Origin of the sequence: Streptomyces sp. NPDC048002, assembly GCF_040653275.1 — a bacterium.
In the GTDB taxonomy this organism is placed as follows: Bacteria; Actinomycetota; Actinomycetes; order Streptomycetales; family Streptomycetaceae; genus Streptomyces.
The window spans coordinates 13,578-27,785 of sequence record NZ_JBEZNL010000008.1; the positions used below are offsets into that span (position 1 = coordinate 13,578).

General features: G+C 73.2%; 11 protein-coding genes, 2 tRNA genes, 1 pseudogene and 1 riboswitch. Of the genes and pseudogenes, 7 read left to right on the top strand and 7 right to left on the bottom strand.

Annotation, left to right across the window (positions count from 1 at the left end):
* The first annotated feature begins 11 nt into the window (after positions 1 to 11).
* The 3 genes from lhgO to AB0E07_RS13165 all read left to right on the top strand — a co-directional run bounded on the left by lhgO (position 12) and on the right by AB0E07_RS13165 (position 3,791).
* Positions 12 to 1,220, top strand: coding sequence for an L-2-hydroxyglutarate oxidase (gene lhgO, locus AB0E07_RS13155; RefSeq protein ID WP_362249714.1), 1,209 nt, complete (start codon positions 12 to 14; stop codon positions 1,218 to 1,220).
* A gap of 330 nt (positions 1,221 to 1,550) precedes the next feature.
* The gene (gene trmB, locus AB0E07_RS13160) at positions 1,551 to 2,363 is read left to right on the top strand and encodes a tRNA (guanosine(46)-N7)-methyltransferase TrmB (RefSeq protein ID WP_362249716.1); all 813 of its coding nucleotides are present in this window, start codon (positions 1,551 to 1,553) and stop codon (positions 2,361 to 2,363) included.
* A 54-nt stretch (positions 2,364 to 2,417) separates the two neighbouring features.
* Complete coding sequence (locus AB0E07_RS13165; protein ID WP_362249719.1) at positions 2,418 to 3,791, top strand: PrsW family intramembrane metalloprotease; 1,374 nt, start codon at positions 2,418 to 2,420, stop codon at positions 3,789 to 3,791.
* 82 nt (positions 3,792 to 3,873) lie between these two features.
* Here AB0E07_RS13165 and AB0E07_RS13170 read toward each other — a convergent pair whose 3' ends face one another.
* The 4 genes from AB0E07_RS13170 to AB0E07_RS13185 form a co-directional block, all read right to left on the bottom strand.
* Positions 3,874 to 4,896 (bottom strand): M23 family metallopeptidase, encoded by a 1,023-nt coding sequence (locus AB0E07_RS13170; protein ID WP_362249722.1) that lies wholly within the window; start codon positions 4,894 to 4,896, stop codon positions 3,874 to 3,876.
* 11 nt (positions 4,897 to 4,907) lie between these two features.
* Positions 4,908 to 5,065: riboswitch (cyclic di-AMP (ydaO/yuaA leader) on the bottom strand.
* Between the two features lie 191 nt (positions 5,066 to 5,256).
* A complete protein-coding gene (locus tag AB0E07_RS13175) occupies positions 5,257 to 6,393 on the bottom strand; it encodes a PP2C family protein-serine/threonine phosphatase (protein ID WP_362249725.1) in 1,137 nt (378 codons plus the stop codon).
* A gap of 151 nt (positions 6,394 to 6,544) precedes the next feature.
* A tRNA-Met gene (locus tag AB0E07_RS13180) sits at positions 6,545 to 6,618 on the bottom strand.
* 98 nt (positions 6,619 to 6,716) lie between these two features.
* A complete protein-coding gene (locus tag AB0E07_RS13185) occupies positions 6,717 to 7,844 on the bottom strand; it encodes a dihydrofolate reductase family protein (protein ID WP_362249727.1) in 1,128 nt (375 codons plus the stop codon).
* Positions 7,845 to 7,970: 126 nt separating this feature from the next.
* On the opposite strand from AB0E07_RS13185, the gene AB0E07_RS13190 reads away from it, so the two are divergent.
* The 4 genes from AB0E07_RS13190 to AB0E07_RS13205 all read left to right on the top strand — a co-directional run bounded on the left by AB0E07_RS13190 (position 7,971) and on the right by AB0E07_RS13205 (position 11,961).
* Entirely contained in the window at positions 7,971 to 8,504 is a 534-nt protein-coding gene (locus tag AB0E07_RS13190; RefSeq protein ID WP_362249731.1) for a MarR family transcriptional regulator, read from the top strand.
* 110 nt (positions 8,505 to 8,614) lie between these two features.
* On the top strand, positions 8,615 to 9,250 hold the full coding sequence (gene ribA / locus AB0E07_RS13195; protein WP_362249734.1) for a GTP cyclohydrolase II: 636 nt from the start codon (positions 8,615 to 8,617) through the stop codon (positions 9,248 to 9,250).
* Between the two features lie 163 nt (positions 9,251 to 9,413).
* Positions 9,414 to 11,567: a hypothetical protein gene (locus tag AB0E07_RS13200; protein ID WP_362249736.1), complete on the top strand. Its 2,154-nt coding sequence runs from the start codon at positions 9,414 to 9,416 to the stop codon at positions 11,565 to 11,567.
* Between the two features lie 10 nt (positions 11,568 to 11,577).
* Entirely contained in the window at positions 11,578 to 11,961 is a 384-nt protein-coding gene (locus AB0E07_RS13205; protein WP_362249739.1) for a hypothetical protein, read from the top strand.
* Between the two features lie 70 nt (positions 11,962 to 12,031).
* On the opposite strand, the gene AB0E07_RS13210 is transcribed toward AB0E07_RS13205, so the two are convergent.
* From AB0E07_RS13210 to AB0E07_RS13220, 3 genes and pseudogenes are all read right to left on the bottom strand, one after another.
* Positions 12,032 to 12,104, bottom strand: a tRNA-Lys gene (locus AB0E07_RS13210).
* Between the two features lie 88 nt (positions 12,105 to 12,192).
* Positions 12,193 to 13,743 (bottom strand): amino acid permease, encoded by a 1,551-nt coding sequence (locus tag AB0E07_RS13215; protein WP_362249742.1) that lies wholly within the window; start codon positions 13,741 to 13,743, stop codon positions 12,193 to 12,195.
* A 111-nt stretch (positions 13,744 to 13,854) separates the two neighbouring features.
* Positions 13,855 to 14,208 (bottom strand): annotated as a pseudogene (locus AB0E07_RS13220) (RNA helicase); the annotation flags it as partial.

Here is a 14,208-nt window from a genome sequence, read left to right on the forward strand (position 1 = left end):
AGGTGGTGCTCGTGCGGGCGGTCGTTCACGACTGTGACGTGCTCGTGATCGGTGGCGGGATCGTCGGGCTGTCCACCGCGTACGCCATCACCCGGGCCGCGCCGGGCACCCGGGTGACGGTGCTGGAGAAGGAGCCGGGCCCGGCCCGGCACCAGACGGGGCGCAACAGCGGGGTGATCCACAGCGGGATCTACTACCGGCCGGGCTCGCTGAAGGCGCGGTACGCGGTGCGGGGCGCCGCCGAGATGGTCAAGTTCTGCGCCGAGTACGACATCGACCACGCCGTCACCGGGAAGCTGATCGTCGCCACCGAGCGGTCCGAGCTGCCCCGGCTGCACGCGCTGGTGCAGCGGGGGCGGGAGAACGGCATCGCGGTGCGGGAGCTGGGCGCCGCGCAGATCGCCGAGTACGAGCCGGAGGTGCGGGGGCTCGCGGCCATACACGTGGGGACCACCGGCATCTGCGACTTCACCGGGGTGGCGCGGCGACTGGCCGACGCCTCGGGCGCGGAGATCCGGTACGGGGCCGAGGTCGTCCAGGTGGACCGGCGGCCGGGGCTCGGGGTCGCCGTCCGGACGGCGGCCGGTGACGTCGTACGAGGGCGGGCGCTGGTGAACTGCGCCGGGCTGCACTGCGACTCGATCGCCCGGCTGACCGGGGACGACCCCGGGATGCGGATCGTGCCGTTCCGGGGGGAGTACTTCACCCTGGCCCGGCCCGAACTGGTGCGGGGGCTGGTGTACCCGGTGCCGGACCCGGCGTTCCCCTTCCTCGGGGTGCACCTGACCCGCGGCGTCGACGGAGAGGTGCACGTCGGCCCCAACGCGGTCCCGGCGCTGGCCCGCGAGGGGTACGACTGGGGGACCGTACGCCCGCAGGACCTGGCGCTGACGCTCGGCTGGCCCGGCGCCTGGGCGATGGCCCGGCGGCACTGGCGGTACGGAGCCGGGGAGCTGCGCCGGTCACTGTCCCGGAGTGCCTTCACCGCGGCCGTACGGCGGCTGCTGCCCGCGGTGACCGAGGACGACCTGGTGCCGGCGGCGGCCGGGGTGCGGGCCCAGGCCGTGCTGCGGGACGGGACGCTGGTGGACGACTTCCTGATCCGGGAGGGCGCCCGCACCGTGCACGTGCTGAACGCGCCCTCTCCCGCCGCCACCGCCTCCCTGCCGATCGGGCGGGAGGTGGCCCGCAGGGCACTGGCCGTGCTGGCCGACGAGTGAGCCCCGCCCCGGCGGGTGGGCCCCCGTACCCACGGCTGAGACCCGCACCGGCGGGTGGGCCACCGTACCGGCGGGTGGGCCACCGTACCGGCGGGTGGGCTCCCGTACCGACGGGTGAGCCCCGCACCGGCGGGTGGGCCCCGTACCCACGGCTGAGACCCGCACCGGCGGGTGGGCCCCCGCACCGACAGGTGGGCCCCCGCACCGACGGGTGAGCCCCGTACCCACGGGTGAGCCCCGCCCCGGCGGGTGGGCCCCCGTACCCACGGGTGAGCCCCCGTACCGGCGCGAGCCGCCCCTCACGCGGCCTCCCGTAAAATCGACCGCACTGTGTCTGAATCCCTGCACACCCCCGAAGCCCCCCGGTCCGCCCCCGGCCACGAGCCCGGTGTGTCCGTCCGCCACACCCGCGCCAAGGGCGAGCCGCGGTTCCCGGACGGGCCCATGGCCGATCCGGCCGGCTCCCACTTCGAGCGCCGGATCAGGAGCTTCCAGCCCCGCCGCAGCCGGGTCACCGCGGGCCAGGCGGACGCCTTGCAGCGGCTGTGGCCCCTGTGGGGGCTGGACATCGACGGGCAGCGGGTGATCGACCCGGCCGAGCTGTTCGGCAACGACGGACCGGTCGTCCTGGAGATCGGCTTCGGGATGGGCGAGGCGACCGCGCAGATGGCCGCGGCCGACCCCGGCACCAATGTGCTCGCCGTGGACGTGCACACCCCCGGCCAGGGCAATCTGCTCAACCTCGCCGACCATCACGGCCTGTCCAACATCCGGGTCGGCAACGGCGACGCGATCATCCTGCTGCGCGAGATGCTCACGCCGGACTCCCTCGACGGGCTCCGCGTCTACTTCCCGGACCCCTGGCCCAAGAAGCGCCACCACAAACGACGGCTGATCCAGCCCGAGTTCCTGGACCTCGCCGCGACCCGGCTCAGGCCCGGCGCGCTGCTGCACTGCGCCACCGACTGGGAACCGTACGCCGAACAGATGCTCGAAGTGCTGAGCGCTCATCCGGACTTCGAGAACACGCAGGCCGACGGCGGTTTCGCGCCGCGTCCGCCGTTCCGGCCGCTGACCCGTTTCGAGGGCCAGGGACTAGACAAGGGACATGTCGTGAACGACCTTCTCTTCCGCCGCGCCTGAGCCCGCCGCTGTCCCCCGTGCGGGCGGCGCCCCTGCCTCGTTAGGGTCAATGCCGTGGCCACCCGTCCTCCGTACCCGCCGCACCCCACCGGACCCCCGGGTCCCGCCGGGGGCTCACCGCGCCCTGCGCACTGGTGGCAGCGGGCCTGGGTGCGGTACGGCGCTCTGACCACCCTGCTCGCGCTCTCCGGCCTGGTCATCCTGGCCCTGGTCCGCGAACAGACCGGCACCCAGGGGTTCCTGGTCGGGCTCGGGCTGGCCGTGCTGCCCGTGCCGCTGCTCATAGCCGCCTTCCGCTGGCTGGACCGGGTCGAGCCGGGACCCTGGCGGAATCTGGTGTTCTCCTTCGCCTGGGGCGCCTGCGCGGCGGCGCTGATCGCCATCATCGCCAACAGCTTCGCCACCCGGTGGATAGCGACGGCCACCGCGGACCCCTCCGGCGCGGACACCCTCGGGGCGACCGTCATAGCGCCGGTCGTCGAGGAGTCGGCGAAGGCCGCGGCCGTCCTCCTCGTCTTCCTCTTCCGGCGGCGCGACTTCACCGGCCTGGTCGACGGGGTGGTGATAGCCGGGGTCACCGCCACCGGCTTCGCGTTCACCGAGAACATCCTCTACCTCGGCACCGCCTTCGGCACCGACCAGCTGACCGGCGACAGCGGCATCGCCTCCGTCACCGCCGCCACCTTCTTCGTGCGCATCGTCATGTCCCCCTTCGCGCACCCCCTGTTCACCGTGCTCACCGGCATCGGCTTCGGCGTCGCCGCGTTCGCCGGCCCCCGCCAGCGGTGGCGGCGGGTCCTGCTGCCGCCGTGCGGACTGCTCCTCGCGATGGGCCTGCACGCGCTGTGGAACGGCTCGTCGGTGTTCGGACCGTACGGCTTCTTCGCCGTGTACGCGGCGATCATGGTGCCCGCGTTCGGCCTGCTGACCTGGCTGGTGGTCTGGACGCGCCAGCGGGAGCTGCGCACGGTGCGGGAGGAACTGCCCGCCTACGCGGTGGCCGGCTGGCTCACCCCGGGCGAGCCCTTCGCGCTCGGCTCGATGCGGGCCCGCCGGCTGGCCCGCGCCCACGCCCGGCGCGGCGGCGGACGACGGGCGGCCCGGGAGGTGGCGCGGTACGAGGCGTACGCGACCTCGCTGGCGTTCCTGCGGCACCGGGGGCGCGGGGGCCGCGCGGGTGCCGACTTCGTCGTACGGGAGGCGGAGCTGCTGCGGGAGCTGTGGCTGCGCCGGGAGGTGGCCCGGCCGGCCCTCGACCACGCGGCCCGTGCCACGGCTCCGCGGGTGCCGGTGGCGGCCGCTCCGTGGCCGATGCACGGTGCGTACGGGTATCCGTCGCAGCCGGTGTACCCGCAGACCGTCCACCAGCAGACGTACCCGGCCCACCCGGCGGGGCCGTACCCCGCGTACAACCCCTACCGGTCCTAGGCGCGGGCGGGCAGCGAAAAACCGGCAGCCCTGATGTCGGGGGGTCGTCATCAGGACCGCCGGGGTTCACCGGGGGTGGATCTCAGATGTTGAGGCCCTTGTCGCGCAGCCACGCGAGCGGGTCGATGCCGGAGGTGGAGCCCTCGGGGTGGACCTCCAGGTGGAGGTGGGCGCCGGTGACGTTCCCGGTCGCGCCGACCCGGCCGATCACATCGCCGGTGTTGACCTTCTGGCCCACGCTGACGCTGATCGAGGACTGGTGGGCGTACCAGATCTCGGTGCCGTCCTCCAGGGTGAGCACGGTCTTGTAGCCGTAGGAGCCGTCCCAGCCGGCGGAGGTGATCGTGCCGGTGTGGACCGCCTTGAGCAGCGTGCCCGTGGGGGCGGCGAAGTCGAGGCCGGTGTGGTAGCCGGAGGACCACATGGAGCCGGCCTGGCCGAAGGTCGAGGTGAGGGTGAAGGAGGAGGTCGGCAGGGTGTATTCCTTGGCCAGCTTGGCCAGGCGCTCGGCCTCGGCCTTCGCCGCGGCCTCCTGCTCGGCCTTCTCCTTGGCGGCGGCGGCCTTGGCCTTCGCCTCCTTCTCCGCCTTGGCGGCAGCCTCCGTGGCGGCCTTCTCGGCGGCAGCGGCGGCGGCCTGGGCGGCCTTGGTGTCGACCTGGTCCTGCTGCTGCTCGGCCTGGGCCATGATCCGGGCGCGCAGGGCCTCGCCGGCGTCGGCCGCGCCCTGCTCGGTGTCCGTGGTGGTCATGCCGACGCTGCTGAGCGGGGAGGTCGACGCCTCGGGCTCCGGCTCGTCCGCGGAGTCGTCGGAGATCAGCGGCAGGTCGGGGATGGTGATGGCGACCGGCGGCTTGCCGGACTGCGCGCTGGCCATGCCGGCCCCGCCGACGGCGGCGATGACACCGACGCCGAGAACGGTGGAGCTGCGGGCCAGTCCGCCGCCGCGCTGCTTGGACACACGGTGCTTGCCGCGGACCGGGCGAACGGTGTCGGCGGTGGGGTTCCACTCCTCCCACGGGCCCTCGTCGGTGCGGTGGCTGCCGTAGACGAAGGTCTCGTCGCCACGCTGACTCGGCACGAACGGGGCAGGCGGGTTTGACGCCACGTGGGCGCGCTCCTTTCCTTCCTTCTCGCCTACCGGGTTAGCTGACGGGTTCGGAGCAGGAAGGTCTCCTACGCGCGTATATCCGCCGTCCATGTCCGGCGGGCTACGAGCGATTCACCCCAAGGTGGTGGTTCCCCGGTTCCCTTGCGGGATTCGGCGCGTGCGCACGGAGCCGCCTCTTGTGACGGCTGGGACGACCGCGCTGCGTTATCGAACGTTAATAGACCCGGGGCCCGGATTCCAAGCTGTTCCTCTTGATCATTAAGCTTTCCGGCCAGGACTTTACGGTCATGGAGGTTTCAAATCGGGCGAGTTGGCCACACCTCGCGGACCCGGGTTTTCCTGACGGTATGTCAGTTGTTATGCGGAGGGCTGCCACCCGATCACACCGGGTAACGCCTCGGGTCGGCGGACGGCCAGCAGGGCCATGTCGTCCGTCATCCCGCCGCCGCAGTGCCGGCGCACCTCCTCGGCCAGGGTCCGGATGACCGCGCCGGGGTGGCCGAAGGCGCGGCCCGCGAGCCGCAGCTGGGGGTCGTAGAAGACGCCCCGCGCGTCACGGGCCTCGGACAGTCCGTCGGTGTGCAGCAGCAGCGTGGCACCGGGCGGGAAGGCGGCTTCCTCGGCCCGGTCGGGCCAGTCGCCCAGGTCGCCCATGCCCAGCGGCAGGGCGGGCTCCGTGGCGGGCAGGGCGCGGACGGTGCGGTCGGCGTGGAGCAGCAGCGGCGGCGGGTGACCGCGGTTGACGACCCGTACGACATGGCCGTCGTGCGGGAGTTCGGCGAGCACGGCCGTGGTGAACCCCTCGAAGGCGTCGATGCCGTCCCGCCGAGCGCCCTCCCTGGCCAGCGCCCGCTCCAGCCGCCGCGCGAGCGAGGTCAGCGTGGGTTCCTCCTCGGCGGCCTCCCGGAAGGCCCCGATGACCACGGCGACGGCGGCCACCGCGCTCATGCCCTTCCCGCGCACGTCGCCGACGATCAGCCGCACGCCGTACGGGCTGTCCTGCACCGCGTACAGATCGCCCCCGATGTAGGCGTCGGCCTGCGCCGCCTCGTAGCGGGCGGCGATGTCGAAGGCACCGATCCGCTCCAGCGGCTGGGGCAGCACGGCCCGCTGGGTCGCCTCGGCGATCTGCCGCTGGCTGGCGAGCCGCAGGTCGCCGCGGCGCAGGACGGAGTTGAGCACGACGGCCAGGATCGCGACCGTGACCACGGTGATCACCTCGGTGACGGTGTCCACGTCCGCCCCGAAGGCGAACCGGATGTGCACGAAGTACGCGGCGAGCAGGGCTCCGGCACCAGCGGCGAAGGTACCGGCCAGGGAGTACAGGGGCGCGGCGACCAGGGGCGCGGCGGTGAAGAAGGGGATGGCGGTGAAGGCCGGGGGCATGAAGGCGTCGTAGAGGACACCGCCCACGATCAGCAGCGGCGGGAGGAGTCGCACGAGGGTGCGTGCGGACGGCACGCTCCGGGACCCACCCACGCCTGAAGCCCGCACTGCCCGCCTCCCGCCGCGATCCGCCGTCCTCCCAGGGTTCCCGGGGCGGGGACCGGGGGCGAACCGGGGCGGCCGAGCGGGTGAGCGGGTGAGCGGTGCGGGAACGCACCGAGGGCCGGAACCCTTTCGGGTTCCGGCCCTCGGCCTTCAGTAGCGGGGACAGGATTTGAACCTGCGACCTCTGGGTTATGAGCCCAGCGAGCTACCGAGCTGCTCCACCCCGCGTCGGTGAAACCAGTGTACGTCATCCGCGGGGCGCAAAGCACATCCGTTGATTCGGGCCCCGCCGGGCCCCACGACGCACCGCCCGGCGGCCGGTCCGCTCAGTCCGCCAGGTGGCGGTTGGGGGCCTGGGCGCGGTCCGCGTACTCGGGGAGGACGACCACGTCCGCACCGGCCGCCGCGAGGGCTCCGCTGCCGTCGGCGCCCGTCACGAAGGTGTCCGGTTCCCGCCAGGCGGTCACCACCCGGCGCACGCCCGCCTCCAGGATCAGCCGGGAGCAGGGCGCCGGGCGGGAGGCCCGGTGGGCGCAGGGTTCCAGGCTGCTGTAGACGGTCGCGGAGGGCAGCCGGGGGTCGGCGGGGTCGATCTTGGCGAGGGCCGCCTCCTCGGCGTGGACCACGGGGTCGTCGCCCTCCCGGGAGTACCCGCGGGCCAGCTCGGTGCCGTCGGCGGCCACCACCACCGCGCCGACGCTGAACGCCGTGCGGGACGGCGGGCACAGCTCGGCCAGTTCGCAGGCGAGCCGCAGCCAGTGGTGGTCGGCGGTGGTGGCGTGCGCGCCGGCCCCGGGGGCGGTGGGTTCGTAGCGCATCAGGACCACGTCCTCGATGCGGCGGGACTCCACCAGGCGCAGCCGGCCGGGCTGGTAGGCGCCGGGGCCGAAGAGCCGGGGGGCGGCGGGGTCGCCGACGAAGAGCGGGGCGAGGACCAGCTGGAGTTCGTCGGCCAGGCCCTCCTGGAGGAGCTGGGTGTGGATCCGGCCGCCGCCCTCGACCATCAGCCGGCTCACGCCCCGGCCGTGCAGGTCCGCCAGCAGGGGGACCCAGCCGAGGCCGGGGCCGAGGGGGACCACGTCCGCGGCGAGGCCGAGGGCGCGGGCCCGTTCGGCGCCCCGGTCGGTGGTGTAGAGGACCTTCTCGCCGCCGGTGTGCCAGAACTTCGCCGCCGGGTCGACGTCACCGCTGCCGCTGACCATGACCTTCAGGGGGTACTCCGGCCGTCCGGCAGCGGTCCGGGCCGCGCGCCGCTCGGGGGAGTTGACCAGCAGGCGCGGGTTGTCGGCGCGGAGGGTTCCGGCGCCGATGAGGATCGCGTCGACCGAGGCCCGTACCTCGTCGACCCGGTCGAAGTCGGCGGGGCTGGAGAGCAGCAGCCGCTCGGGGCCGGTGTCGTCCAGGTAGCCGTCGAGGGAGACGGCCGCCGACAGCAGGACGTAGGGGAGGGGCATCGGTGCTCCAGAAGGGGCCGGACGGGACCGGCGGGCTGGTTCGGCGGGCTTGATTCGGCGGGCTTGATTCGGCGGGCTTGGTTCGGCGGGCTTGGTTCAAGTTTTAAGCAAAACTACACTGGGTCCATGACGACCCGCTGGCTCACTCCCGAGGAACAGCGCGCCTGGCGCGCGTACCTGGGTGCCGCCCTCCTGCTGGAGGACGCCCTGGACCGGCAGCTCCAACAGGACGCCGGCATGCCGCACCTGTACTACTCCATCCTCGCCCACCTCTCCGAGTCGCCGGAGCGGCGGCTGCGGATGACCGACCTCGCGGAACGGCTGAAGATCACCCGCAGCCGGCTGACGTACGCCGTGACCCGGCTGGAGAAGGACGGTCTGGTGCGGCGCGAGGAGTGCCGGTGGGACAAGCGGGGCAGCGTCGCCGCGCTGACCGAGGAGGGCATGACGGTGCTGGAGCGGACGGCGCCCGGTCATGTCGCCACGGTCCGCGCCGCCCTCTTCGACCACCTGACCCCGGAGCAGGTCGGCCAGCTGGAGGAGATCTTCGGCGGGGTCACCCGGGCGCTCCAGGGCGGGGAGTCGGCCGAGGTGCCGTGGCTGCGCCGGTCCTCGCCGTGCGCGTCGGCGCCGGTTTCCGCCGCCGGCGGCGAGGAGTAGGGCACCCCGCCGCGAACCGATTGCTTCAAACTTCAAGCATGGGTTAGGGTCCAGTTCCGAGGATCTGCTTCAAATCTGAAGCAGAAAGCCCAGGACGACCGGAGACCCGCATGTCCGACCACCCCGCGGCCACCCCGCGCTCCCGTGTCCGCATACCGCTGCGCTTCGACGACGGCTACGGCGTCGACGCCGACCTGGTCACCTTCCACGGCCTCACCGACGGCCAGGAACACGTGGCCGTCGTGCTCGGCGACCCCGGCCCCGTCCCGCTCGTCCGGTTGCACTCCGAGTGCCTGACGGGGGACGTCTTCGGCTCGGCCCGCTGCGACTGCGGACCCCAGCTGCGCGAGGCCGTCGAGCGCATCGCCGAACGCGGCGGCGTCCTGCTCTACCTCCGCCAGGAGGGCCGCGGCATCGGCCTCTACAACAAGCTCGACGCGTACGCCCTCCAGGACCAGGGGCTCGACACCTACGCCGCGAACGCGGCCCTCGGCCTGCCCGAGGACGCCCGCGACTACACGGCGGCCGCCCAGATGCTGACGGCCCTCGGCATCGGCGAACTGGACCTGCTCTCCAACAACCCCGACAAGGCGGCCCAGTTGCGTGGCCTCGGCATCGCCGTCCGTGACCGCGTCCCCACCGGCGTCTTCACCACCGCCCACAACGTCCGCTACCTGCGCGCCAAGGTCCTCCAGACCCAACACACCCTCCCGCTCGGCGAGTTGACGGAGCGCACCGCGGGCTGACCGGCCGCCCGCCCTGTCTCACGAACCTCTGGCGTGCAGCTGTTCGACTACGTAGAGTGCTGTCACCGGGCCGTGACTGGGGGTTGCCGTGGGGCGATTCGTGCGTGCGGGGCGCAGAACCGCGCTGTTGTGCGGGGGCCTTGTACTGCTGGGCAGTCCCTGGATGCGCGAACCGCTCTACGAGTACACCCCGGACGAGCCCCTGACGCGCTTCGTGCACCGAGCGCTGTTCGTCCCGTCCTGGGACCTCTCCCCCAGCTCGGAGGGGCTCGCCGAACCCCTCTACCTGGCGGGCAACACCTCGCTGGCCGTCCTGCTCGCCGGTGTCGTGCTCGCACCCCGGGTCCTGACCGGCGACCGGGCGTCCCCCGCCCTGCGGAAACTGGCCGCGCTCGGCACCGGCATCCTCGTCTCCGTCGTCGCCGCGGTCGCCTCCTGGGCCGTCCTGAAGGCCGAGGGCGACGCGGCACTGAGCTTCTTCGGCGCGGGCCCCGACGAGGTGCTCGTCCAGTTCCTCGTCGACGGCCTGGTCTTCGGCGTACTGCTGGGCGTGGCCCTGGGAGCCGCGTACGGCGGCACGCCCACCCGCGCAGCCATGTCCCGTATCCGCGAACGGAGCAGCACCATGGCACCCTTCTCGCCCGAGGTGCCCGGCGGTGCCGTGGGCTCCGCCGCCGCCGACGACACCACCCGCCACCTGTGCGCGGCCGCCTACACCGACCCCGAGTTCAGCCGCCGCGTCGTCGAGGACGTCCTGCGCGACGAACTGGGCGCCGTCGCCGCCTCCCCCGGCGTCGACCTGGTGCCCGTCGTACGGCACAGCCTGGCGGCCCACCGGCTGCACACGGCACGCGACCGCCGGCTCGCCGCCCTCTGTCTCCTGATCGGTGTCTTCGGACCGCTGTGGCTGGTCTTCGGCCGCCTCGCCCTGAAGGCGCTGGCCGCCGCCTCCCGTGAACCGCGGCGGGCGGTGCGCGGACGGGAACCCGCGGACACGGCGGCGGCCCTGCGCCGGCTGCTCGGTACGCTCGCCGCAGTGCTGCTCGCCGGAGTGCTGTTCTGCGTGTTCCTCTCCGCGCTGCCGCTCTCCGGGGCGGCGAGCTGGCTGGCCGGCTCCTACGCGCACGGCGTCCCGTCCCTGCTCGCCGTGCTGGCCGGCGGCGGCTGGGCGTTCTGGATCATGGCCCAGGAGGAGCTGGACGTCGACCGGCGGCTGCGCGAGCATCTGCGCCGCGAGACCTTCGACGCCCGCACCGCGCCCGCGGCCAAGGAGGCCTGGGCGGCAGCCGGGGTGCGGGCCGTGGCCGAGGCGCAGTCCGGCAACGTCACCGTCTACAGCGGCTTCTCCCCCTTCGTCGGCCAGGGCGTACGCCAGTCGCAGTGGTCCGTGTCGCTGCCGCTGTTGCCCGCGCGGCCCGGCACCCCGCTCACCGGCTTCGACACCTGGGACGTCGTGCGGCGGCTGAGCGCCCGGCTGAGCGAGGCCGCCCTGCGGCACGCCGCCGAGCAGCCGCCCGCGGACGCCGGCCCGAGCCTCGCGGCCCTGGAGCTGGAGGACCGGATCTTCGTCAACGGCGCCCGGATCGCCGACGACCGGCGCCTGCTGCCCGCCCTGGTGCGGGCCCCCGTCAGCCGGCTGAGCGACACCGTGGTGCGGGACATCGCCCTGGACCCGCAGGGCAACCCCCGGCACTGCCTGGCCGCCCATCTGCCGCTGTGGGGCGGCGCGGTGGTGCCCAGTCAGCTGCTGCACATCGCGGTCGTCGGCAGAACCCTGCACCTGCACTGCGACCGCCACGTCCTCACCCCGCTCCGGCCCGGTCTGCGCGGCGTCGACCTGCTGCCCGCCTCGCTCACCCCCGCCCACCGCACCGGCCTGCTGCTGTCGGCGCTGCGGCGTAGCGACGGCGCCCTGTTCGGGGCGCCCCGGGCGGTCCTGCGCGACGCCCTGCGCGAGTGGGGACGCCCGCGTCGGCAGCGCCGGGAACACGCGGCCGCCCGCACCGACCCGGCCTTCGACCGCGGGGCCCGTTTCGGGGTGCGCGAGCACGCGATGAGCGCCGAGTACCTCGACCACTTCCAACGTGTCGACGCCGAGCGGGCGTTCGCCGCCCTGGACCGGCACGCCCTGGCCGCCGTACGGGACTTCCTCGACGAGCACGGGGTCGACACCGCCGACTTCCGCACCCAGACCCAGACCATCCTCAACCACGGCGTCCTCCAGACCGGCGGGGTCAGCGTGGTGGGCAACCAGGCCGTCGGGCAGGGCGCCCGGGCCACCGCCGAGACCGCCAGGGCGACGGCGGCACCGCAATAGGGAGGACCGGATGTCCCAGCAGCCCCCCGAGGGCACCAACTTCGGCGTGCAGCAGTTCGGCGGCCAGAGCCAGGTGGCCAACCAGGCCGTCGGCCCCGGCGCCCGGGCCGTGGCGGGCCACGTCTCCTTCCAGTCGCTCACCGCCGACCAGCGGACCGTGCTCGACGACCGGCTGACGCTGATCGAGCGCCTCCTGGACGAACACCGCGCGGGCCTGCCCGACCAGGACTCCCCCCGCGCCGAGCTGCGCCGCCTGCGCGAGGAACTGGGCGACCCCGCCCCCGAGCCGGGCGTGGTCCGCCGGGCCCTGGACCGGCTGACCGCGTTCGCCGAACCGGTGGCCCCCCTCGCGGCGGCGGTGGCGTCCCTCGCGGCGACGATCCAGTCCCTGTGAGCCCGCGCGGTCCCGGAAAACACCGCGGCGCCCGCCCCGGCCGAAGCCGGAACGGGCGCCACGTCGTCGGTAGGCCCTGTGGGACTCGAACCCACAACCAATGGATTAAAAGTCCACTGCTCTGCCAATTGAGCTAAGGGCCCAGGCGATGTTGCCCCCACGAGCATAGCCGGACGCGGCCGTGTCTCCGATCGGGTATCGGGGACACGGCCGCGTCCGGCGGTCGAAGGGCTACGGATCGACCGGTTCGGGCGCACCGGCACGGGCCGCCTCCCGGGCGATCGTGCGTTCGTGCTCGGGGTTGAGGAACCAGTGCCGGGCCGACACCTGCCACCAGGTGGCGGCGAAGCCGAGCACGACCAGGACCGCGACCGGGGCGTAGTTGAAGGTCTCGGCGGTCACCGGGGAGACCTGCGGCAGCATGAACAGGATCGTGATCACGCCGACCCACGCCACCGCCACCACGCCGATCGCCCGGGACCAGCGGCCCAGGTGCCAGGGCCCCCGCTCGAAGTCCTCGCCCTTGCGCAGCCTCAGCAGCGTCGGGATGACGTAGGCGATGTAGAGGCCGATCACCGCGATCGAGGTCACCGCCGCGTAGGCGGTCACGTTGATCAGGTACGGCAGCCCCAGCACCAGCGCCCCGAGCGCGGCCAGCCACACCGCGGCGACGGGCGTCCGGGTGCGCGGGCTCACGGTGTGCCAGATGTGCGAGTAGGGCAGCGCGCCGTCCCGTGAGAAGGCGTAGATCATACGGCTGTTGGCCGTCACGGAGGCCATCCCGCAGAACAGCTGCGCGCCGATCACCACCAGGAGCAGCAGCTTGCCCGCCGTCGCGCCGAGCGCGTCGAGCAGGATCTGCGCGGGCGGCGCGCCGGTCGGCGAGGAGAGGGCGCCGTCGTAGGACTGGATGGCGAAGGTGAAGCCGAGCAGCAGCACGAAGCCCGCGATCCACGACGTCCAGATCGACTGCACGATGCCCTTGGGCCCGGCGGTGGAGGCGTCGTGCGTCTCCTCCGTCATATGGGCGGAGGCGTCGTAGCCGGTGAAGGTGTACTGGGCCATCAGCAGGCCCAGCAGGACGACGTACAGGCCGCTGCCCCAGCCCGTGTTGTTCACGAACTCGCCGAAGACGAAGGACGCGGACTGGTGCTCGTCCGGCACGAAGGTCAGGGCGCCGACGATGACCGCGACGCCGATCACGTGCCACCAGACGCTGACGCTGTTGAGCAGCGCCACGATCCGCACGCCGAAGGTGTTCAGCAGCCCGTGCAGGACCAGGATCCCGGCGAACAGCAGGATCGTGCGGCCCGGTGTCACCTCGAAGCCGAACTGGAGGTTCAGGTAGGCGCCCAGGAAGGACGCGGCGCCGAAGTCGATGCCGGCGGTCACCGCGACCTGGCCCAGCACGTTGAACCAGCCCGTGAACCAGGCCCAGGCCGCCGCGGTCCGGGGCGGCGCCAGCCGGTGGGCCCAGAAGTACAGGCCGGCGGAGGTCGGGTAGGCCGAGCAGATCTCGGCCATGGCGAGCCCCACGAACAGGGTCATCAGGCCGACCGCGACCCAGCCCCAGGTGATCACCGCCGGGCCGCCGGTGTTCATGCCGAACAGATACAGCGTCAGACACCCGGACAGCACCGAGATGATCGTGAAGGAGACCGCGTAGTTGGAGAACGCCGACATGCGGCGGGCGAGAACCTGCGTGTAGCCGAGCTGGGCCAGCCGTTCCTCGTCGGAGAGGGATGCCTCCGACGGCCCGCTCGTTCTGCCGTCATCTGTCATGTCCCCAGCGATTCCCCATCGGGGGAAGCGACATGCGCCGTACATGGCCAAAAAAGAAGGCCCGCACGACCGAAATCGTGCGGGCCCTTCTTGCTCGGCTGTCAGACCAGGTCAGCCGTTGCGCTTCCAGCGCGGCTTGTCCTCGCGGCGCCCGAAGGAGCCGCCGCCGGTGCCGCGGTGGTCGTCACGCCGACCGTACGGACGCTCGTGACCACCGGAACGGAAACCGGGACGGTCACCCTGGCGGTCGCGGTTGAAGGGACGGTCGCTGCCGCGGTGCCCGCCACGCTCGTCGCGACGCTCGAAGGAACGGCCGCCACGGTCGTTGTCCCGGCGGAAGCCACCACGGTCGTTGTCACGACGCTCGAACGAACGGCCACCGCGGTCGCCGTCCCGGCGCTCGAAGGAACGGCCCTCGTTGTTGTCCCGGCGGAAGCCACCACGGTCGTTGTCCCGGCGCTCGTA

Bases quoted from the DNA above. Each gene is read 5' to 3' on its own strand.
- AB0E07_RS13185 (WP_362249727.1), bottom strand. From the start codon at position 7,844: ATGCCCCTCCCCTACGTCCTGCTGTCGGCGGCCGTCTCCCTCGACGGC.
- AB0E07_RS13200 (WP_362249736.1), top strand. From the start codon at position 9,414: ATGCGCGAACCGCTCTACGAGTACACCCCGGACGAGCCCCTGACGCGC.
- AB0E07_RS13205 (WP_362249739.1), top strand. From the start codon at position 11,578: ATGTCCCAGCAGCCCCCCGAGGGCACCAACTTCGGCGTGCAGCAGTTC.
- AB0E07_RS13215 (WP_362249742.1), bottom strand. From the start codon at position 13,743: ATGACAGATGACGGCAGAACGAGCGGGCCGTCGGAGGCATCCCTCTCC.
- ribA (WP_362249734.1), top strand. From the start codon at position 8,615: ATGTCCGACCACCCCGCGGCCACCCCGCGCTCCCGTGTCCGCATACCG.
- AB0E07_RS13190 (WP_362249731.1), top strand. From the start codon at position 7,971: ATGACGACCCGCTGGCTCACTCCCGAGGAACAGCGCGCCTGGCGCGCG.